The following is a 21,738-nucleotide window of genomic DNA, read 5'->3' on the forward strand; positions in this document are numbered from 1 at the left end:
CCGTTGTCTCCCCATAAAAAAATTATTAGAATGGATATCCGATGGCAATGTTGAGTATCAGGTTCTTTTTACGCCATTCGGGATCTCCGAAGTTAATTTTATTCAGCACCCATCGCTCGTTTTCCGGCAGGTATGGAACGCGGAAAGGCATTGCAAGATCCAGTCGTACCACCACAATGGAGGCATCGATACGTAAGCCTACGCCGCCGCCTACAGCTATTTGTTTGTAGAAAGAACTGAATTCAAATTTGCTTCCGGGTTTGTCCGGTACATCTTTCTGCAGCCATATATTACCGGCATCAATAAAAGCAGCGACATTAAACACGCTGGCCACGTGTATACGTACTTCGGAGTTGAATTCGAGTTTTATATCGCCGGCTTCATTGGCCAGCAATGCAGAAGTATCTACTGCTTTATTATGGAACGATCCGGGGCCGAGCGTACGTGCCCTGAAAGCCCTGATGCTGCTGCTCCCTCCGGTGAAAAACTGTTTTACAAAAGGAAGGGTGCTGGAATTGCCATAAGGTAAGCCATAACCCAGCAACAGGCGGTTGATCCACTGTTTGCCTTTACCAATGTTCCAGTAATGGCGGCCTTCCAGGGTGAGTCGTTCATATTGCGCAAAAGAGTTTCCGAGTATAGTTCTTTGTCCTGTATCATTTCTTGGTACCACCAGGCCGGCGAGGTTACCCGAAATATCCAGGTTCGCGCTTGCATAAAAGCTATGCACACGGTTGGGTTGCTGATTATTATACGTGATGGAATAATTGCCACCGAGTATAAATTGTTTCTCAATTGCAGCGCGCTGACTGGGATCATTTTTCAGGATGCTGTCGTAGGCAGCGGTGGTTTTGGTGGGTAACACATAGGTTACCGCCACCGGTGAAAAAATATGACTAAGGAACTGTGTCCGCTGCCAGAGGTATTGCAATTGCAGCGTGTAGGCGTTAAGGTTATAAAGATCGGCACGGCTGTATAATTCATAGCCCGCGCTTATACGGGTTTTAGGAACATAGGGCGTACGGATATTAAGTCCTCTGAAAGGCGTAATAAACCGGGGGAATGTAACAGCTACTTCTGCTCCAAACCCGTATGAGTTGGAACCTCCGGCGCTCTTGTTACCGGTTTGCCATTCGAGGCCTCCCCTGAGTCCGATTTCCAACAGTGCTGCAGAATGCAACCAGTTGCGGTTTTTCGCGGTGAGGCGTACCTCTGATCCGATAAAACCATTTGATTTAGACGTTCCTCTTAACTCGGCCTGCAGGGAACGACGTTTATAGGGGGTTAAATAAAATTTCGCATCCAGCCATCCGCTATCAAGGGAAATGCGATTGTTTACCATAGCCCTGTAGTTGTTGGCCAGAGAAGTATCTCTTGTATAGGTGGCGTCTCTTTTTGCGCCTCTGCCAGTGGTGTCTCTCCTGCCGGCATAGTCTCTCCTGGCGGAAGAATCTCTCCTGCCGGGTAAATTCGGGTCGCCGCCAAGGATGTTGTGAATGGACGTATCTCTCACGGGCGAAAACTGTCCTTTTACAAACTTGAATACGCCGAGGTTAATCAGGCGCTGTAAGGTGATATTATGGGAGCTGAGCCGATACAAACTATCCGGACGTAAAAATACGGAGCGGTCAAATGCGGAAGATTTGAAACGTTTGGCAGAATCAACGAGATAAATTCCTTTGTATCTCACCGGCGTACCCTGGGTAGAAGCGGAATCATTGTCCAGCGAGTAATCCGGGAACAGGGTGATATCGTGCATCCTGTACGGCCGTAAAGCCAGCAGGGGTGTATTGTCTTTTATTTTTACAAACAGGTCTACCTGTCCGTTATTGGTGCTGTCTGCCTGTACCAGCAAATAATCGGGGATAAAATAATAGTAGCCCTGTTCTTTCAGATTTGCGTGTATGCGTTCCCGTTCGGCCCTGATGGAATCCAGTGAATATGGTTTGCCGGGTATAAGTGAGCTTTCCGGTTTTGTATTTTTAACCGACACTCCAATGGCACTGGTATCAGTAATGTAGGTAACACTTTTAATCGTATAGCGGTGATTGGGGGTAGCGGTATAGTTGATAGATGCTTTTTTCTTCCCTGAATTTTTAACGGCAGAAACAACACCGGCCTGGAAGTATCCATTGTCTACAAGGTACTCTTCCAGCACCTGTGCCGTATAGTCTGGTTTGGCCTGACTGAGTAAAACAGGAGGCTCTCCCCATTTTTTACGGAGGATGTAATTGAGTCCTTTCCCTTTAGGTTCATTTCCTAAGTTGTAGAGCCATAGTTTTATTGGCATCCCCAGGAATTTTCTGTTCCTGTTGGGTCTGACTCTCTTATTCATACCTTCGAGCAGGGTACTGTAGTCTTTCGGTTTTTTCTTTGTAACCGTATCTGGTATCCACTTTACATCGCTGCCGGTATATAGGCGATCGCCCTCGGGTACTGTGCGGGTAGTACTACAGGAGCTGATTACCAGGTATCCCAGGCAAAACAGTATACAGCAGAAGATGATATGGTTATTTGCTTTTCGCATCTGTTGTTGTCGTATTTTTATCCTTTTTTTTCTTGTCGCTGACTTTCTGTTTCTGGGACGTTTTTTTGGCGCGCTGCAAAATTTCACGGAACTCATCGTAGTCCATGATTAGGGCAAACGCCACACCTGTTTCCACTATCTGGCCATCTATTACGGTAGTATTATCATTGTTCTGATATACCCGGATTCTGTAACGGCCATCGCGTGTAAGTTTATATTCCACAGAGATATCTCCGATCAGTGAGCTGGCGTTTTGTTGGTTACCCTGCAACATAATATTTGAACCCACGGAAACGGTTAAACGATCATTGAATAATTGTTTAGAGGCGCCTACTTTTAAGTTGGTCGTTTCCTGTGCCGATCCGGTAGAATAATCCTCCTGGTTTTGCAGATCAAAATTCAGATCTACTCCTTTTATCAGGTTGCCGGCGAGATTATTGAGCTGTTGGGAAAGGATCTTACTTACACTGTTTTTTGCGGCCTGCCCCACTCCGCCGCCAGAGCCACCGTCCAGCGTACTCATCGGATCATCGGGAATAAATGTATTCAGTACCAGCAGTCCCATTACCTGTTTGTTTAATTCAGAGGGTATCTGGTTAATTTGTTTCAACTGGTTATATGGCGTACCATTCAGCGTATTCCTTTCTTTCTCCGGCAGGTCCAGGCGGAAGCTGATATCAGGTTTCAGGAGGCTGCCCCTGATCATGAGATATACCTGGAAGGGCAGCCGCTGTTTATACATATTGCGCTGTTGGGGACTCATATCCTGCAACCGGGCAGCTACCAGGTCATAAGCCGGTGCGTTCACGGTGTATTTGGCGGTGATATCCAGGTCGGCATTGGTTGCATCGCCATTGAAGGAAATGAAACTTCCTTTTTCTATATCGAAGGAGCGTTTGATCAGCTGGTTCAGCGACATTTCATATTTACCTTCTGTTATTTCGTAGCGGCCGGTTAAGCTCATCTTGCTGCTGGGATCCAGCGTGGCGTTGATATTGGCGGTACCTTTTGCCTGAACATAGTCGCCGTTCTGCGAATCGATAATGATTTTGATAACAGATTCCGGGGTGATTTCCAGGTTGCCGGAAAGGAACATCCCTTTTAAACGGGTGGTCTTGTATTTGAGGCTGTCTTGTTTTGCCAGTAATGCAGAGTCAATGGGGTTAGACATGTCCACAAATTCCACCACGCCTTCCCTGTTGGCAATGCCTGGTTCTTCCTGGGGCAAGGTCATGGTAATGCTGGATTTATCCCGGAGCTTTACCGTAGCATCAATCCTGGGCAAACTGAGTGAGCCACGGATTTTTACTTTGCTGTCGATATATGCAGGTCCATAGATCCACTGGTCCGGATTCTGCTGACGGCCCAGCGCCATGAAATTGTCGGCGGTTACATCCAGGTTAAAATTGTATTTGGTAAAATCTTTTGTGTTGATGCGCCCGTCTACCACCAGTTCGTTGTTAGCGCTGTCGGCTACCACCAGGTTATTAAGCTGTATACCTCTTTCGTCTATTACGATATCTTCATCCGGCAAATGGAGGGTGCTGCCAATCATGGTGACCATACCGGTTGCATTATCGAAATGCAGGCTGCCAAGCACTTTTGGCGCGGAGGGGGTACCGGTGATGTTAAACTGACCATTTGCGCTACCGGACATTTTTGTTACGTTCCCCATGGTAAAAGGTTCCAGGGAAGCCATACTGAGTTTGTTGATGTTCAGCTGCGCATTGATAGTAGAGTCGTAGGTACCGTCTACCTTCACATCATTGTCGTTGCCAGTGAGTGCGGCGGTGAGCTTATATTGCCCGGGGCCGCTGTTTTCCACATTGGCATCGAGGGTGCCCATTCGTGCATTCTTTACCGTTAGACTGTCTACTTTCAGGGTAGCGTGGATCAGCGGAGACTGGTTCCAGTTACGAACGGTGGCATCGGCATTCAGGAGTCCGTTGGCAAGCAACGTATCAGTAGCCAGCAGGCCGGTGATGGTGGAGAGCTGGAAGTTACTGATGTTAGCCTGTAGCGCTGGTATAGCACTGGTGTCGCGAAGTGTAGAGAGTTGTATGGACTGCTCCCCGTGCGACAGTTTAATATTTGCAGTATCCGGTGCGCCATTTTTCATGCGCAGGATATTACTTTCTGCGACGGTCCAGGGTTGTTTATTAAGCAGCAACCCGGGTTTCAGTGACAGTTGCATGGCATTATCTTTCAGGAATGTGAATATGCCGCCAAGTTTGTATTTGGGTTGTTTTTTAACATCATCTAACAGCAGGTCAAAATCTACCACACCGGTATTTGCTTTTGCTGTCAGCAAAGTATGATATAGTGGAAATGAGGGGTGCTGCATGCGAGCCAGGGAGATATTGGTTTGCAGCGAGGTATCTTTAATACTGGCAAATATCCGCAGACTATCGACCTGTAATGAGTCGTAATTAATTTTCGGGAGACTGGCATGCATGATTAACAGGCTGCTGTCGCTGTTGAGACGGCCATCCATTACCAACGGTACTTCCATGCGGAGTTCCGGTAACATAGCCTGCAGGCTTTTAGGCCATATCAGGCTGGCATTCCATGCAAGAAGCTGACCGGTCGGTATTTTTATGATGTTAGTGGAATCAGGTGGTAATAAAGGTTTGTTGATAACGCCCGAAAATGCGCCGCCTACTTTTCTGTAATCTATGTGGCCATAAGCATTAACCAGGCCGAAAGGAGTTTTTAAGGTGATGTATTGCTGATCCTCGTATTTCGCCAACAGGGAAATGCTGTCGAGGGGAAATACCTGTTCATTGGCAGCAATTTGCCAGTTGGTAAAAAAGGCATTTCCTTCAATGCGTTGTGGCTCGATACTATTGAAATCTGCTATAACGTTTCCCTGTATGGTAAGCGGCTCTGTATACCAATGAGTGGCATACAGATCTGCTTTAGCCAGATCCATGTTTAGCTTAAGACTGTGGATAGTAGTATCTGCCAGCTGACCGCTTATGTCGAAAGTCGTCGTAATACTGCTGTCGGCGCTTTCGCCCTGCGCCTGGAACCCGCCTTTGTTTAGATCGGCGTTCAGGCTTACGTCATGATACGTATAGGTGTTGTAGGTAGCTTCATCCAGTTGAATACCGGCCTTTGCCACCATTTGTTTAATCGTATAGCCCTGACCGGTAGCATTGAGTCTTCCCGACATCCAGCCATAGGTGGTATCATAAAGCATGATGCCCGGGTTGGCACGGAAGTAGGGAATACTTACGGTGTAGCTGCTGCGGATGCTGTCGGTTATGTTTACCAGGTGCGCGTTGATGTTAGCGTTGGCGTAATCGCTTTTTAGCTGCAGTTGTGTCAGCAGGTCCTGCATTCCTCCTTTCAACATACCGGTAATAATCATATGTTCCGGAAGGCGGGGCGTATCCGGCAGCGTACCGGCAGGTAGCCAGGAGCGTACCGGCTTGTTGCCGGATTGAATATAGAGGTTGGGTAAATCGGCGCTGAGCAGATCGGGATTGGTGGCATGGAGTACTTTTCCATTGTCTGTTTTAATCAGGTTCCCTTCATGGTCATCGACGTATAATTCTTTAATATTCAGTTCTCCGAGTGATCCCTTTAGTATAGCCGCCAGCGTTAGTTCTTTTTTCCACAGTGGCGCAAACGATTTGTTTTTGCGGGCATCCGGAACAAAGGGAAGCCATTCTCCCAGGGCGATATGCACCGAGTCGAGGTTAGCATCCAGGCCCAGCTGGTCCAGTTTATCTGAAATCCCTGACCAGGAAGGAACGGTTACCAATATCTGTTTGCGGAGAATGCTTTTATTTGTTTGCAGCAGGAAATTGCGTAACGCCAGGGTGTGTGGTGTAAACAGCACATCCATATTGGCTTTGCGGATGGCAAAACCGGATTTATCCTGTGCGGTAAGTGATTTTACGGCAACGCTGATGCTATCGGGTTTGTACCTGATGTTGTTGATTTTTCCGGAGAAGTGGGTCAGCAACAGGTGATTATAGTCCGGATCAGGGCCCGCCGCTTTTGGTGCCGGGCCGCCGTTATCATAGCGAAGTGTCAGTTTATCGAGGTTTACCTGGGTGGCGAAAACCTGCCAGGTATTGGGCGTGGTATCTTTTGGAGGCGCAGGCAAGGTGTCTTTGCCGGGTACCATCATTACCAACCCGGTAGTATTGTCGATGCTGAGATCGCCCACCTGTATGCGGGTGGAGTCCTGGTCCATGCTGCTGTTACGTAACTGGAGGGCGCCGATTTTCCAGCTGGTGGAAATACCGCTGCCTTCATCAGTGTACGTAAAGCTGCTGTTGCTGATCTGGAGCTTTTTCAGCAGCAGGTGTAAGGAGGAACTGTTCGTGTCTGCTGGTGGCGGTGGCGGCGCTGCGGAGGTAACTGCCGGTCCAACATAGCTTTGGCGAAAAAAGCCTTTTAGTCCATCGAGCGTAATGCCTCTGAAGGAATAAACCCCATCGTCGATCAGCAGATCGTCGGGATCTACATGCAGGCTATCCCAGGTTAATACGGCGTTCATGCCGCCGGAGGCATCGTGGTAGCTTAATTTTGCCCTTTTGAGGGAAATATCTTTCAACCGGAATTGCAGGGTAGTGCCGGTTTCCGGTGCAATGGTATCGGGTATTGTTTTTGGGCTGACAAAGGCGTCTATTGCGAACTGGTAGTTAAAGGCGGAGTCGCCGGGATGCCGGTATACGTTGATCAGCACTGTATCCCATTCGAGTTTATCAATTCTAAGTTCATTGTTGATAAATGACAGGAGGTTATAATGCACTCTCAGGGAGCCGGAGTAAAAAAGCGCCTGATTGGAAGTATCTCCTACATATACATTGCGGAGTTCGAGGTACTGCCATCCTCTTGCCCGGAGATAACCAATCTGTACTTTGGTGTGCAGTTTTTTTCGCAGGTATATTTCACCCTGTTCTCTCAGGTAATTCTGTACGCCGTCGAGTTGCAACAATAAAACAGCCATTACGGGCAAAAGGAGCACCGCAACAATTATCCATATTAGCCATCGCCACCAGGGGCGGCGGTGTTTTTCTCCGGTTTCTGCTGGTTCTGTCACTATAATATATTACTATAATAAATTACTGAATATAAACGTAATAGCGCGTTTATGGTTTACTTCACCGGCAGGATAGTTTTACCGGAGATCTGGTCTTCGGGGCAACAAAATCCATACCTGCGCGGTACAGGGAATAAATAGTTATTGCAAGAATACATCAAATACGGTAACGGACACACTATTTCCGGGGAAGAATATAAAAATGGGGTGAGTAGTAAAATGCACAGATTGGCGAAAATTGTTTGTCTTCTTTAGTGAGTCGCTATTTTGAGTGATCAGGCCTACTCTATCGCCGGCTTATTCCGCTGGTTAAACCGGTAAATATAATACTCGAGCTGGTCCTTCTTTTCCTTGTCGTACCGGAACTCTTCCAGTAATGCGCTGTCTTGCGGGAGTATATATTTTTTGAGATTATAGGCAGATAAGTCCAGTACCTGGCCGGTTACCACGTTCAGTACTTTTTTAAGGGCCACGGGTGTGCTGATGCTGTTAACGGTCATATCGGCCTGATTTAAATATCCCCGGGAAGGTTGAATACCGTGAAGTGTGTAGATGCAGTAGTAGCCGATTTCTTCCAGTTTATTCAGGCCATTATCCCTGATAAAAATGTTTTTGCCATCGCACAGGCCCCAGTAATTTTTCACTTTATGTTCCTGGCCGGCGCCATCGCGGAGTACCAGTTCGTTCCTGTTGGCGAGGAGATAGATCTGGGCAGCGGAGCTACGGTTTTTAATCACCAGGTCGCCTTCTTCGGACGGGTTGTTGTGCTGGAATTCTTCGAAGGTTTTATACAAGCCCTTTTTGAGTTGTGGTGCATCTATGATCAATGCAGCCTGTTGCGCCTGCTGTGCTGTTGCTGCAAGCGCCATCAGTAATAAGCTCCAAAAACACCACATTTGTTTCATCAGGAACAAATTTATCGTGTTTCGGAGGTGGCATTGGCTGGAAATAGCTGAACGGGGGCTTTGTTTCTGCTGACGTTGGAATTATGTCTTTAAACGGGATTTGCGGGCCTGAATAGCAGGGCGGGTTTGGGCCGGCATCCGGGGAAAAGGGGAAGCGCTGCGTTTTTCATTTCACTAAATAAAAAAATATAGGCCGGGTAAAAACCCGGCCCGGCTGAAGGTTACAACAAAATCTAAACCTGCTTATGAGAAAAATTTTAATTAGTATTTTTTATAACGCCATTGCCTGTAAGGAATGGTCTTTGCTTTCCAGTTGGGAGCTACCCATCAGGAATTCGTCCACTTTTCTGGCACACTCACGACCTTCGCTTATTGCCCATACCACCAGTGATTGTCCGCGGCGCATATCACCGGCAGTAAACACTTTAGGGATGGATGTCAGGTAATCTTTTTCGGTAGCTTTTACGTTACCGCGTTCATCTTTTTCTACTTCCAGCTGATCCAGCAGGCCGGTATGCTGGGGATGTACGAAGCCCATAGCCAGTAAGGCCAGTTCGCAGGGTACATCTCTTTCTGATCCCGGTACTTCTGTAAATTTCGCTGGTCTGCCGTCGGCGCTGGCGGTCCATTGCAGGTCTACCAGGCGTAAGGCTTTCAGGTGGCCGTTATCATCTCCTATAAAGGATTTGGTCGCGATCGCCCAGTGACGGTCAGCTCCTTCTTCGTGGGAAGAAGATGTTTTTAACAACATGGGGTAAGTAGGCCATGGCATGTAGGCCGTACGTTCGCCCGGTGGCTTTGGTAACAGTTCCAGTTGTGTAACGCTGGCAGCACCATGACGGTTGCTGGTACCCACACAATCGGAGCCGGTATCACCACCACCTATAACAATTACGTTTTTTCCGGTTGCCCAGATGTCGTTGCCATCTACGGGAGTGTTACTTACCCTTTTGTTCTGTTGTTTGAGGAAGTCCATCGCGTAGTGTATTCCTTTCAGCTCGCGGCCGGCAATTGGCAGGTCGCGGGGAATGGTGGAACCACCAGCGAGTACGATAGCATTGTATTCTCTCAACAGGTCGTTGGTACTAACGTTAACGCCTACGTTGGCATTGCATTGGAAAGTTACGCCTTCTTCTTCCATCAGTTTTATACGACGGTCTATCACCCATTTTTCCAGTTTGAAATCCGGGATACCATAGCGTAAAAGGCCGCCTGGAGCGTCGTCACGTTCAAATACGGTAACCGTATGACCAGCATAGTTTAACTGGGCAGCAGCAGCCAGTCCGGCAGGACCGGAGCCGATAACGGCAATTTTCTTGCCGGTACGCATACGTGGCGCTTTGGCCTGTACTAAACCTTTATCGAAAGCAACTTCAATGATATGTTTTTCTATTTCCTCGATAGCTACCGGCGGCTGGTTGATACCCAGTACGCAAGCGCTTTCACAGGGCGCCGGACAAATACGCCCGGTGAATTCCGGGAAGTTATTGGTAGAAGTAAGCACATCATATGCTTCCTTCCAGTCCTGACGATATACGGCATCGTTAAATTCCGGTATCACGTTGCCCAGCGGGCATCCGCTGTGGCAAAAGGGCACACCGCAGTTCATGCAGCGCGCAGCCTGCTGATTTAACTTTGTATCCGGGAACCGCTCTACAAATTCATTATAGTGGCCAACCCTTTCCCGGGGGTCTGTTTTCCCGGGCAGCTCGCGTGTAAATTCCAGGAATCCTGTAGGTTTACCCATAATTTTCCTCCACAAGTCCCTTACCTGAAAGGGATATTTTGATGATGAATGTTATTGTTTCTTTTAGTGACCCACTTTCTGGCCCTGAGCTATCCCTGCTTTCAACACAGCCTTGTATTCTTTCGGGAATACTTTTACGAAGTGGCGCAGTTGGTTTTCCCAGTCTTTCAGGATAAACTTCGCCACGGTACTGTTCGTGTAGGCGTGGTGTTTAGTGATCAGGTCCTGCAGCAATGCTACATCTTCCTGTGCCAGCGGATCCAGGTCAATCATTTCCCGGTTGCAGTGATTGGCGAATGTGCCTTTCACATCGTATACATAGGCGATACCACCGCTCATACCTGCACCAAAGTTGCGACCGGTTTCACCCAGTATCACCGCTTTACCGTTGGTCATGTACTCGCAACCGTGATCTCCTACTCCTTCTACCACTACCGTGGCACCGGAGTTACGTACACAGAAACGTTCACCTGCTTTACCGCGGATGTAGGCTTCTCCGGAAGTAGCTCCATAGAAGCAAACGTTACCTGCGATAATATTTTCTTCTGCCTTGAATCCTGCTTCTCCCTGTGGATAAAGGATCAGTTTGGAGCCAGACAACCCTTTACCAAAGTAGTCATTAGCCTCTCCTTCCAGTTCCAGTGTAACACCTTTGGTGGTGAAAGCGCCGAAGCTCTGGCCTGCGGATCCTATAAATTTGAAGTGCAGGGTGTCTTCCGGTAATCCTTCGCTCTTGTAGCGCTTGGATATTTCGTTGGAAAGGATGGTACCGATGGTACGATCAGTATTTTTTACAGGGAACTGCTGGTATACCCTGGCTTTCTTTTCCAGTGCAGGCTGTGCTGCTTTCAGCAGTTGCCAGTCTATTACTTCGCTGATGCCATGATCCTGTTCTTCCTGTTTGTAAAGACCGGTTTCATTGGCTGGCGCTTCATTAAATAATATTGGTGAGAGATCCAGTTTTTGTGACTTCCAGTTGGTGATGTTATCACGTACCTGTAAGCAACCAACCTGGCCCACCATTTCATTAATGGTACGGAAGCCCAGTTCAGCCATGATTTCGCGAAGTTCTTCCACGAGATAGGTGAACAGGTTTACTACGTGTTGCGGATCGCCGGTAAAGCGTTTGCGCAGTTCCGGATCCTGGGTAGCAACGCCAACAGGGCAGGTATTAACATGGCACTTGCGCATCATAATACAACCTTCAACTACCAGCGCTGCGGTAGCCACACCCCATTCTTCTGCTCCGAGTAAAGTAGCAATAGCAATGTCACGGCCGGTTTTCAGCTGACCATCTGTTTGCAGCACTACACGGGTGCGGAGTTTATTTTTTACGAGGGTTTGATGAGTTTCGGCCAAACCGAGTTCCCATGGCAACCCTGCGTGTTTGATAGAGCTTTCCGGAGATGCACCGGTACCGCCATCGAAGCCGGACACCAGTACAACATCGGCATGGGCTTTTGCCACACCGGCGGCAATAGTACCTACACCAGCCTTGGATACCAGTTTCACACTGATACGGGCAGCGCGGTTCGCATTTTTCAGGTCGTAGATCAGCTGCGCCAGATCCTCGATAGAATAAATATCGTGGTGCGGAGGCGGTGAAATCAGGCCCACACCCGGAGTGGAGTGCCTTGTTTTCGCGATCCATTCATCTACTTTATGACCTGGTAACTGTCCGCCTTCACCGGGTTTAGCACCCTGTGCCATCTTGATCTGTAACTCATCGGCATTGGTCAGGTAGTAGCTGGTAACCCCGAAACGGGCGCTGGCCACCTGTTTGATAGCAGAACGCATGGAGTCGCCGTTAGGCAGTTGCTCATAGCGCATCTCATCTTCCCCACCCTCACCGGTATTGCTTTTAGCGCCGATGCGGTTCATGGCAATGGCCAGTGTGGAGTGTGCTTCATGAGAAATAGATCCGAAGCTCATAGCACCGGTAGCGAAACGCTTGAAGATGCTGGTAGCTGGTTCTACTTCATCGATGGAAACAGAAGGACGGTTTGGCTTGAACGAAAACAGGCTCCGTAGGGTGGCTGCTTTTTCGCTCTGGTCATTTACCGCTTTAGAATATTTCTTAAATGCAGCATAATCGCCCATGCGGGTAGCCAGCTGCAGATAGTGAATGGTAGTTGGGTTAAAGAGATGGAATTCTCCTTTGCGTTTCCACTGGTAAACACCACCTTCTGTTAAACGCTGAATAGGCGTTTCCTTGCGGCCATAGCCCATCCAGTGTTTGGCCAGTGTTTCGCGGGCAATATCATCCAGTCCGAGTCCCTGTATACGGGAAACCGCGCCGGTAAAATATTTATCCACGGTGGCCTGGTTGATACCCAATATTTCAAAGATCTGTGCACCCTGGTATGATTGCAGGGTAGAGATGCCCATCTTGGAGAATACCTTCAGGAGACCATCACAGATTGCCTTGATATAATTCTTTTTGAGTTTATCTACATCCAGCGAAGTATCCAGCTTATTGTTCAGCTTCATATCACGGATGGTGCTGAGCGCCAGGTAAGGGTTGATGGCGGTTACGCCAAAGCCCAGCAGGCAGGCAAAGTGGTGTACTTCCCAAATATCACCGGCTTCTACGATCAGTCCAACCTGGCCACGGTAACCCTTGCGGATCAGGTGGTGGTGAACAGCGGAAGCAGCCAGTATAGATGGCATCGCAGCGTGTTCGGAGTCAATGGCACGATCAGAAAGAATGATTACTTCAAAACCGTCTTCCACTGCATCTACCGCATAGCGGCAAAGACGGGCCAATCCTTTTTCCAGGGAGCCGGGTTTACCGTCGGCCTTGAAATAGGTATGTAATGTTTTGGCCTGGAATAAACCGGTATCGATACTGCGTATCTTTTCCAGTTCATGGTTGTTGAGGATCGGGTGATGCAGCGCCAGTCCATGGCAGTGGAGCGGATCTTCATTCAGCAGGTTACCATTGTTACCTACAAATGTAGCCAGCGACATTACCAGTCTTTCCCTGATAGGATCGATCGGCGGATTGGTTACCTGTGCAAACAGTTGTTTGAAGTAGTTGCACAAATGTTGTGGCTGGTTGCTCAGTACTGCCAGCGGGGTATCGGTACCCATGGAGCCAACCGGTTCTTTTCCATCAATGGCCATTGGCGCAATGATGTGATCCAGGTCTTCTGTGCTGTAACCAAATGCGCGCTGGTATTTAAAGATCTGCTCATGTTCCAGGTGACTGAAAGTTACCCTTGGTTCAGGCAGTTCTGCTAGGCGGATCTTATATTTATTCAGCCATTCGCCATACGGTTGCTGGGAGCAGATCTGTTGTTTCAGCTCTTCGTCACCGATAATGCGGCCCTGTTCCATGTCTACGATAAACATTTTACCAGGTTGCAAACGGCCTTTTTCTTTAATATTTTTCGGATCGATCGGTAATACACCGGCTTCTGAAGCCATGATCACACGGTCATCTTTGGTAACTACAAAGCGGCTGGGACGTAACCCGTTACGATCCAGGGTAGCGCCAATGATTTTGCCATCTGTGAAAGAAATGGAAGCGGGACCATCCCATGGCTCCATCAGGGAAGCATGGTATTCGTAGAACGCTTTCTTTTCTTCACCCATGTCTTCATTGCCATCCCATGCTTCAGGCACCAGCATCATCATTACATGCGGCAAAGAGCGGCCTGTCATGGTGAGGAGTTCGATCACGTTATCAAGACTGGCAGAATCGGACTGGCCTTCTTCCACAATAGGAAGCAGCATTTCCATCTCCTCAGTGGTGAAGTATTTGGATACAAAGTCCCTTTCGCCGGCACGCAGCCAGTTGAGGTTACCCTTGAGCGTGTTGATTTCACCATTATGGGCAATGTACCGGTAAGGGTGAGCCAATCTCCAGCTGGGGAAAGTATTGGTAGCAAACCGGGAGTGGATGAGGGCGAAGGCAGATACCATCTTCTCATCACTCAGGTCGGTATAATAATGACGCACCTGGTAGGTGGTCAGCTGACCCTTGTATACAATTGTTTTATAAGAGAGCGACGCAATATAGAACAGTGACTTTTCTTTTGGCACTGTATTGCGAACGGTTTTGGAAACGTAGTTACGGAGCACAAATAATTTGCGCTCGAAAATTTCCGGATCACTTATATGATAAGGACAGGCGATAAATACCTGTTCAATTTCCGGTTCTACAGAAAGGGCGGTTTCACCAATGCCATCCGGACGTACCGGCACTTTGCGATAGCCCAGGATCTCCAGGCCTAATTTTTCTGCGCTGCGTTGGAATATCTCACGACATTCTTCGCGCCAGCGTGGTTCTTTCGGAAAGAAGACCATGCCTACACCGTATTTTCCAAATTCCGGCAGACGGATACCCAGTTTCAGGCACTCGTCATACAGAAACTCGTGTGGTGTTTGAAACAGTATCCCTGCACCATCACCCGTGTTTTGCTCACAGCCGCAGGCTCCGCGGTGTTCCATGTTTTCCAGCATGGTTAAGGCATCACGAATAATATGGTGGGATTTACGACCCTTGATGTGGGCAGTAAAACCTGTTCCGCAGGCATCATGTTCAAATTCCGGACGGTATAAACCTTGCGTTTGCTTCACTTCATCCATTTGGTTTAGATTTTTTGCTTTGGCACACTCTCTCCCTCTGACTTGCGCCGCGGGTGATGGTGTACGATATAATTCGGGAACGGTTTAAAGATACTAAAGGAATGCGGTATTTTTTGTATAAACTTTTGTTAGACGGTTAAAATTTAGAAAAAAATAAAAAGTTAATGTTCTTTCTTAGAATATTTAAAAAAATGAAAGGGCCGGCAGGATAATTTGGAGCCGTTTTAAGGCAGCGTTCGCTTTTTTCAAACTAACTCATCCGATGTTAACGCGGTGGGATACTGATATTTTTTTATTAGTTTAGGAGACTAAATTCACTATAATGGTCGTTGTCACATTTACTTAAAGCCCGAAGCTGTTTTAGCCCGTTCCCAATATTCATACCTATACCCATCTCTATGTCAATGAAGCTAATTTTTTCTGCAATTTTCGCTTTTTCATTTGGAGCCGCCATGTCTGCCGCTGCCCAATATCCTACAGATGACACCACCGCCAACGTATCCCGCAGTAAAAAGATCAGTCTCGACAAGGCCTCTTCCATCGAGACAGAGCAACCCATCCGCATTTCGGGGATTACCGTGGTCAACGCCCTTTGGGATACGGCCCGCCTGGGGTTTCTGCAAACGGGACTGTTCAATAATAAAGTGGCCGCGGTGCCTGATAAGGACATTACCACCTTTCTGCAGGAGTATGCCGACAAAACCTTTGGCGCCCTGTACCAGCCGGGAAATCCCACCATGCTGTGGCTGGTAGAAGATTTAAGGATCGGGGAACGCACGGGATTCACGAGCGAAAAGGCATTTGTCCGCTTAAAGGCTACCGCCTACATCAGTGTAAATGGGATGTATAAGGAGTTAAAAGCAATGGATATTGTGCATTCGAACGGAGGAATGGATGTAACGCACAAACATAAAAACAATATCTCCAATGCCTTTAAGGAGTTTTTCCTGGCGGCGGCCGCCGCCGTTGACTCAGTTGCCGCCGCTGGCGTAAGCCCGGCCTTCTCCTACGGAGCGGTGCTGGAGAATCATTTTCGCAAGCGGGAAGTACCCGCATTAAAAGATAGTTTGCTGAAAGATGGCGTATATCTTTCCTTTGCCAGCTTTCTGCAAAATAAACCAGATATTGTATCCTATGAAATTACGGGAAAGGCCGGCAAAATAAAGATCCTTGCCAAAGAAGGGAAAGACTTGCCGGTAACGGGTTTATGGGGTGTGGTAAAGAACGGCGCCGCGCTTAAATTCAGGAATTCCTCGTTGATACCACTGGAGCGGAGTAATTACGGCTATGTTATTTCCACTTATTTAGCCGCTTACGAAAGAAAACAAAGTGCGATACTGGCAGGAGCATTTTTGGGAGGTATTGCCGGCGCTGCTATTATGCACGGCACGTCAGGTAACCTGCAATATGCTGACGCTTTTCCGGCATTGAAGCCACAGCCGGAGGCTACCGCCATAGATATGGAAACAGGCGCATTTATTTTTTAATGCACCTGTTTCCGGCGCTTATTCAAACAGGAATAATGTTTTGCCATTTTTTATCTGCATCCGCAGGGGTTCGCTTACATGACTTTCATTCTGCAACCGGTCCAGTGCTGTCAGCACATACGTATAAGTTTTCCCTTTTACATAGGTAACATCCTTATACTCCGGATCAGATGATTGCTGCAGAATGCTTAATATTTTCGTAGGGTCGCTGACGTTAATCGCTTCATTTTGCTCAAAGCGATAAAGGACATACTGTTTTGTATGGCCGCTGGTATCATCGTCGGTCCAGTGTATTTCAAGGCCGCCGGGACGTTCAAAAGCATCAATGAAATAAGGCGCTTCCGGTGTTTCTTTCGGCAGCCACGACATAACAGGGCGCAGGGCCGGGTATTTGTAAACGCCATTGCGCAGGGCCGTTTCTATGCCGAGGGGGTTGCCCCTGAAAGAAGCGGCGCTATAGAAAATACTTCCCTGGATAGTACTTAATGTCCGGGCTTCTTCAATCTGTGCGGGAATTTCGCCGGGGTTTTTCCAGGCGGCGTTGCTGCCAATACGGTATACGCCATGACCAATATACACTTGCCGGCCATAGCCGTGCTGACTCCACCAGTTCAGCAGGATTTCATAGTCTACCAGCCGGTGGCCGCGCTCCCAGTATAGCTGTGGCGCTACATAGTCGATCCAGCCCATCTTCAGCCATTTAAGGATGTCGGCATACAGATCGTCATAGTTTGTTTGCCCGCCCTTGGTGTAAGAGCCTTCGGCGTCCTTGTCTTTATTCCGCCATACGCCAAACGGGCTGATACCGAATTTTACCCATGGCTTTTCGGCCTTGATGGCTACGCTTAGCAGCTTGATAATAGCATCTACGTTGGCGCGGCGCCAATCGTCCTTCATCATATTACCGCCATATAAACGATAGGATGCATTATCCGGGAATTCTTTTCCGGGAGCGCGATAGGGATAAAAATAATCGTCGAAATGTACGGCATCGATGTCATATCGTTTTACTACATCGCGGATCACCATGGTTACATATTCACGCACTTCGGGAATACCGGGATCAAAATATTTTTTGTTATCGTAGGTAAGAAACCATTGTGGTTTAAGCCGCGTAATATGGTTGGCGGCTATGCTGCTACGGCTCGCATTGAATACCGCGCGGTAGGGATTAAACCAGGCATGGAATTCCATCCCGCGTTTATGCGTTTCTTCTATCATAAACTGCAAAGGGTCGTAGTAAGGATTAGGGGCTTGTCCCTGTACCCCGGTCAGGTATTCCGACCATGGCTCGTATGGAGAAGGATAAAATGCATCTGTTGCCGGGCGTACCTGTACCACCACAGCATTCATGCCGTTGCGTTGCTGCTGGTCTAGGATAGTAATGAACTCCTGTTTTTGCTGTTCTGTACTAAGTCCCCGCCGGGATGGCCAGTCAATATTTTCCACAGTGGCGATCCAAACGGCTCTTAATTCGCGTTTGGGAGGTAGCTGCGCCCACGCCTGCTGTATCAGAATGATCGATAGAACAATACCTGCTATAAATTGCTTCAACATCTGCCTTACTTTTTACCGTAAGATGCGAAAATAGCAAAAACCGGGGCTGATGTGATACAAATCTGTGATTCTTATGAAGATAGATCACTTATTCTTTTTCCAGCTTTACGTTAAATACCGGCGCCTTGTAGTTTTCCGGCAGGTAGTTGGCTGGAATAGTAGTGGCATTGCCATCCCTGTGGGCAATAAAATGTGGCGACATAATTTCTATACCGGCAGCATTAAAGCAGTCCTGTATATTTTTGTGCAGATCAGAATATATCAGGGCCATTTTATGTGAGTGGTCAGTATACATATTGATTTCATAGGCAACCGAAAAATCATCCAGGCTGGTTTGCAGCACAAATGGTGGCTTCTCTTTCATAACACCTTCTGTTGCCAGGGCGGCATTGATCAGCTGTTCATGTACTTGTTTCCACGGCACGTCATAACCAATAGTAACGGTTGTATGCAGTATCAGCCCAAGATCCTTGCTGGACGTGGTGAAGTTGATGGTGTGGCCGCTTAGTATACTGGCATTGGGTACCGTGATTTCTTCATTTTTTATAGTGCGTAACCGGGTCACCAACAGGTTTTTTTCAATTACATCGCCGGTGATCTCTCCTATTTTTACCCGGTCGCCTATTTTAAAGGGACGCATATACGTAATTACAAAGCCTGCAATAACATTTGAAATAGCCGAAGAAGATCCCAGTGAAAACAGGATCCCGAGGAAAACGGATACTCCCTGGAATATTTTCGAGTCGGATCCCGGGAGGTAAGGAAAAATAACTACAAACATGAATGCATACAGCAGGAACTTGATGCCGCTGCCCGTAGGCCGCGCCCAGTCGGAATAAAAGCCTTTAATTGTAAGATTGCCGCCAGCGATTTCCTCCGCCAGGTAATTGACCAGTTTTACCAGGTAACGTGTTATAAAGTAGATCACCAGTATGGTGAGCAATTTAGGGAGATAGTGAACGAAGCCCAGGAATATTGATTTAACGGGGGAAAGTGTCCAGTCGATGAGTTTATCAGCGATACCTTTTGTCCAGGGAAATATGCTGAATACAAACGGCAGGGTGATGTAAAAGATGAAGAGGATAAAAATGATCCTCGCAATACGAAGTGCGTTAAACACAATGCCGATCTGCTTTTGCTGGTTCAGCAAGGCATACTCTTTTACTTTCACACCTTTGAAATAGCGGTCTTTTTCCCGCACAATTTTTTTGCGGAGCCGTTTAAACAACCGGTTAATACCGTATACTATAGCAGAAAATACCACGATGATCAACAGCAGCCAACCTATTCTTACCAGGATACTTTGCAGGCTGTTATCTTTCTTTTCCCGGAGTATGGCTTTTCCGATAATGTCCGCATAGTTTTTGGCTACCTGGGCTTTATCCTGGTCGAGCCATAGTGCGTCGTCGTCGGTAACGCTCAGCAGCACCAGTTCATTATAGGCAACGTCTATATTGTTTTCGTTTGGTATAGGCCGAATAGAATCGGGGCTGAAGAAGGGATCATCGGCGAGGGTTGCCAGTTTGCGGTTAATATGCTGTACCCTGTCGCTGGGTTGCAGCGGGCCGAGTTTATTATAAACATAAAAAAGGGTATCGCCGAAAGGCGCTACGGGCAGCCCGGCATGGGTGGCTTTGAGCTGGTTGATGCGTAGCCTGGCGGCTACTTTTTTCAGGGAGTCGGCCTGTTCGAAGGCGGCGAGTTTTTGTTGCAGTTCTTTTTTGCGGCTATCGTTATCGTTGCTGAGGGCCAGCTGTTGCTCCAATGCTTGTTTCTGAGCGTCGTCTGCTTTTTGCAGCGAATCGTTTTGCCGGAGCAGCCGGGTGGTCAATACCAGTTGCGTATTTGTCAGCGAGTCGCGGGAGATTTTGCCGGTGTCGGTTTGTGCGTTGCATGACAGGGCGATATTCACCAGCAGGATGCTCAAGTAAAGGGTAAAAACAACTTTCATTCCCGAAGCTTTTATTTAAAATACGGAAAATTCAGCTAGGAGTTACCCACAGCAGCGATGAAAACTGATAAGGAAGGAAAATAAACAGATGGGCGCTATATCTTCCTTTTGGTATACTGGCTGTAATCGGGCAGGGTGGCTTCATATTCCTGGTGCATCAGGGGGGATGTTAACAGGAAGTCGGCGGATGCGCGGTTGCTGGCCATCGGGATATTCCACACCACTCCCAAACGGAGCAGGGCTTTAATATCCGGATCATGTGGCAATGCTTCCATGGGGTCCCAGAAGAAGATAATAACGTCCAGTTCCCCGGTGGCTACCAGGGCGCCGATCTGCTGATCGCCGCCCAGGGGGCCACTCAGTAACTTTCTTACGGATACATCCAGCGCCTGCTCTATCAGCAGCCCGGTGGTGCCGGTGGCATATAGTTCGTGGCGGCTTAATACCGTTTTATTATAAGTAGCCCATTCGATCAGCTCTGCCTTTTTATGGTCGTGAGCAATCAGTGCTATCCTCTTACGTGCTTTTAATACTTTCGTTGTTTGCATATCTGTTACAAAAGTAATAAGTGACACGCAATAAATAAATGTGGAATGATATTAATGTGTTAATGTCTGTCGTTGGTGTCGAGTGTAGCCAGGTCGCGGTCGAAAATATAAATTCCGCCTTTATCCTCCCCGATCAGTTTTAATTTGTCGAGGATATGCCGGGCCAGGCGCTCTTCTTCGATCTGTTCCGTTACATACCATTGCAGGAAGTTGTGGGTGGCATAGTCTTTTTCGCTGAGGCACATATCTACCAGGTTATTGATTTCCTTGGAAACGGCCAGCTCATGGCTAAACACCTGTTCAAAAATCTCATGGATATTTTTAAACTTAACGGCAGGCTGCTTTAACGCCGGAACGAGCCCATGTCCACCCCGTTCATTAATGAATTTCAACAGTTTAAGCATGTGGGTTCTTTCCTCATCGGAATGTCGGTACAAAAACTGGGCAACCCCATTATAGCCCTCTACCTCCGACCAGGAGGCCATTGCAAGATAATATTGGGAGGAGGCTGCTTCCATTTCGACCTGCTGGTTGAGCGCAGACTGGATTTTCGGCGAAAGTTCTTTTAATAACATGGCGAAAAATTTGTATAATTATGAAGATTCAGATGGGACGGGGATATCACTAATGCCTATAACCGGATTGTTAATTTCGATGGAGTACATTTAGATGCATCCCGAAAATCTGCCCGAAAAACGTTACCTTTGCGTAAGTAAATTAGGATAAAATGATCAAAACAGGAAATCCAATCATCAGCATATACACAGAAATGACGCCTAACCCGGAAACGATGAAGTTTGTGGCAAACAAGCTTCTGTATCCTGGCAAAAGCATTGATTTCCCGGATGAAGCCAGTGCTAAACCGTCGCCATTAGCTATTGAGCTGTTTAGCTTCCCTTTCATTAGAGGGGTGTTTATCATGGCTAACTTTATTACGCTTACCAAAACCAGCGAAACTGACTGGAACGATATAATTCCTACGGTAAAAGCCTTCCTGAAAGAATACCTGGAAGACTCCCGTCCTGTTATCAACGAAGATGAAGTAGTGATCACCAAAGCTACCGGCAGCAACGAAGTGAATGCAGACGATACAGACGTGGTAAAACGTATCAAGGAATTACTTGAAAACTATGTGAAACCGGCTGTAGAAATGGATGGCGGCGCCATTCAGTTCAAAGATTACGACAACGGCACGGTAACACTGATGTTACAAGGTTCCTGCTCAGGCTGCCCCTCCTCCATGATTACGCTCAAAGCCGGTATTGAAGGCATGATGAAGCGTATGATTCCTGAAGTGAAGGAAGTTGTGGCAGAAGCAGAATAAGCCATAGTTGAGTGAATGATAGTGTTAAACGAAAGCACAG

General features: G+C 47.7%; 11 protein-coding genes. 2 read left to right on the top strand and 9 right to left on the bottom strand.

Features of this window, described 5'->3' with window-relative positions:
- Positions 1 to 25 precede the first annotated feature (25 nt).
- From tamL to gltB, 5 genes are all read right to left on the bottom strand, one after another.
- Positions 26 to 2,527 (bottom strand): translocation and assembly module lipoprotein TamL, encoded by a 2,502-nt coding sequence (gene tamL / locus KE626_RS00995; RefSeq protein ID WP_211970970.1) that lies wholly within the window; start codon positions 2,525 to 2,527, stop codon positions 26 to 28.
- On the bottom strand, positions 2,511 to 7,586 hold the full coding sequence (locus KE626_RS34985; protein ID WP_211970973.1) for a translocation/assembly module TamB domain-containing protein: 5,076 nt from the start codon (positions 7,584 to 7,586) through the stop codon (positions 2,511 to 2,513). The genes tamL and KE626_RS34985 overlap by 17 nt, the downstream gene beginning before the upstream one ends.
- Before the next feature lie 281 nt (positions 7,587 to 7,867).
- Positions 7,868 to 8,491, bottom strand: a complete 624-nt coding sequence (locus tag KE626_RS01005; RefSeq protein ID WP_211970975.1) for a hypothetical protein — start codon at positions 8,489 to 8,491, stop codon at positions 7,868 to 7,870.
- A 271-nt stretch (positions 8,492 to 8,762) separates the two neighbouring features.
- Positions 8,763 to 10,238, bottom strand: coding sequence for a glutamate synthase subunit beta (locus KE626_RS01010; protein ID WP_211970977.1), 1,476 nt, complete (start codon positions 10,236 to 10,238; stop codon positions 8,763 to 8,765).
- Positions 10,239 to 10,301: 63 nt separating this feature from the next.
- Positions 10,302 to 14,831, bottom strand: a complete 4,530-nt coding sequence (gene gltB / locus KE626_RS01015) for a glutamate synthase large subunit (protein WP_211970979.1) — start codon at positions 14,829 to 14,831, stop codon at positions 10,302 to 10,304.
- Between the two features lie 398 nt (positions 14,832 to 15,229).
- Between gltB and KE626_RS01020 the strand changes: the two genes are divergently transcribed.
- The gene (locus KE626_RS01020; protein WP_211970980.1) at positions 15,230 to 16,318 is read left to right on the top strand and encodes a hypothetical protein; all 1,089 of its coding nucleotides are present in this window, start codon (positions 15,230 to 15,232) and stop codon (positions 16,316 to 16,318) included.
- Positions 16,319 to 16,336: 18 nt separating this feature from the next.
- Here the strand turns inward: KE626_RS01020 and KE626_RS01025 are convergent, their stop codons facing one another.
- The 4 genes from KE626_RS01025 to KE626_RS01040 all read right to left on the bottom strand — a co-directional run bounded on the left by KE626_RS01025 (position 16,337) and on the right by KE626_RS01040 (position 20,949).
- Positions 16,337 to 17,875, bottom strand: coding sequence for a glycoside hydrolase family 10-like protein (locus KE626_RS01025; protein WP_211970981.1), 1,539 nt, complete (start codon positions 17,873 to 17,875; stop codon positions 16,337 to 16,339).
- Positions 17,876 to 17,963: 88 nt separating this feature from the next.
- On the bottom strand, positions 17,964 to 19,826 hold the full coding sequence (locus KE626_RS01030; protein WP_211970982.1) for a mechanosensitive ion channel family protein: 1,863 nt from the start codon (positions 19,824 to 19,826) through the stop codon (positions 17,964 to 17,966).
- 95 nt (positions 19,827 to 19,921) lie between these two features.
- Entirely contained in the window at positions 19,922 to 20,374 is a 453-nt protein-coding gene (locus KE626_RS01035; RefSeq protein WP_211970983.1) for a methylglyoxal synthase, read from the bottom strand.
- Positions 20,375 to 20,433: 59 nt separating this feature from the next.
- Complete coding sequence (locus tag KE626_RS01040; protein ID WP_211970984.1) at positions 20,434 to 20,949, bottom strand: ferritin; 516 nt, start codon at positions 20,947 to 20,949, stop codon at positions 20,434 to 20,436.
- Between the two features lie 152 nt (positions 20,950 to 21,101).
- On the opposite strand from KE626_RS01040, the gene KE626_RS01045 reads away from it, so the two are divergent.
- Positions 21,102 to 21,698, top strand: coding sequence for a NifU family protein (locus tag KE626_RS01045; RefSeq protein ID WP_211970986.1), 597 nt, complete (start codon positions 21,102 to 21,104; stop codon positions 21,696 to 21,698).
- Positions 21,699 to 21,738 lie beyond the last annotated feature (40 nt).

Source organism: Chitinophaga hostae (assembly GCF_018224885.1).
Lineage (GTDB): Bacteria > Bacteroidota > Bacteroidia > Chitinophagales > Chitinophagaceae > Chitinophaga > Chitinophaga hostae.

Coding starts and splice junctions, on each gene's coding strand:
- tamL (WP_211970970.1), bottom strand. CDS start 2,527: ATGCGAAAAGCAAATAACCATATCATCTTCTGCTGTATACTGTTTTGC.
- KE626_RS01005 (WP_211970975.1), bottom strand. CDS start 8,491: ATGAAACAAATGTGGTGTTTTTGGAGCTTATTACTGATGGCGCTTGCA.
- KE626_RS01010 (WP_211970977.1), bottom strand. CDS start 10,238: ATGGGTAAACCTACAGGATTCCTGGAATTTACACGCGAGCTGCCCGGG.
- gltB (WP_211970979.1), bottom strand. CDS start 14,831: ATGGATGAAGTGAAGCAAACGCAAGGTTTATACCGTCCGGAATTTGAA.
- KE626_RS01020 (WP_211970980.1), top strand. CDS start 15,230: ATGTCAATGAAGCTAATTTTTTCTGCAATTTTCGCTTTTTCATTTGGA.
- KE626_RS01025 (WP_211970981.1), bottom strand. CDS start 17,875: ATGTTGAAGCAATTTATAGCAGGTATTGTTCTATCGATCATTCTGATA.
- KE626_RS01030 (WP_211970982.1), bottom strand. CDS start 19,826: ATGAAAGTTGTTTTTACCCTTTACTTGAGCATCCTGCTGGTGAATATC.
- KE626_RS01035 (WP_211970983.1), bottom strand. CDS start 20,374: ATGCAAACAACGAAAGTATTAAAAGCACGTAAGAGGATAGCACTGATT.
- KE626_RS01040 (WP_211970984.1), bottom strand. CDS start 20,949: ATGTTATTAAAAGAACTTTCGCCGAAAATCCAGTCTGCGCTCAACCAG.
- KE626_RS01045 (WP_211970986.1), top strand. CDS start 21,102: ATGATCAAAACAGGAAATCCAATCATCAGCATATACACAGAAATGACG.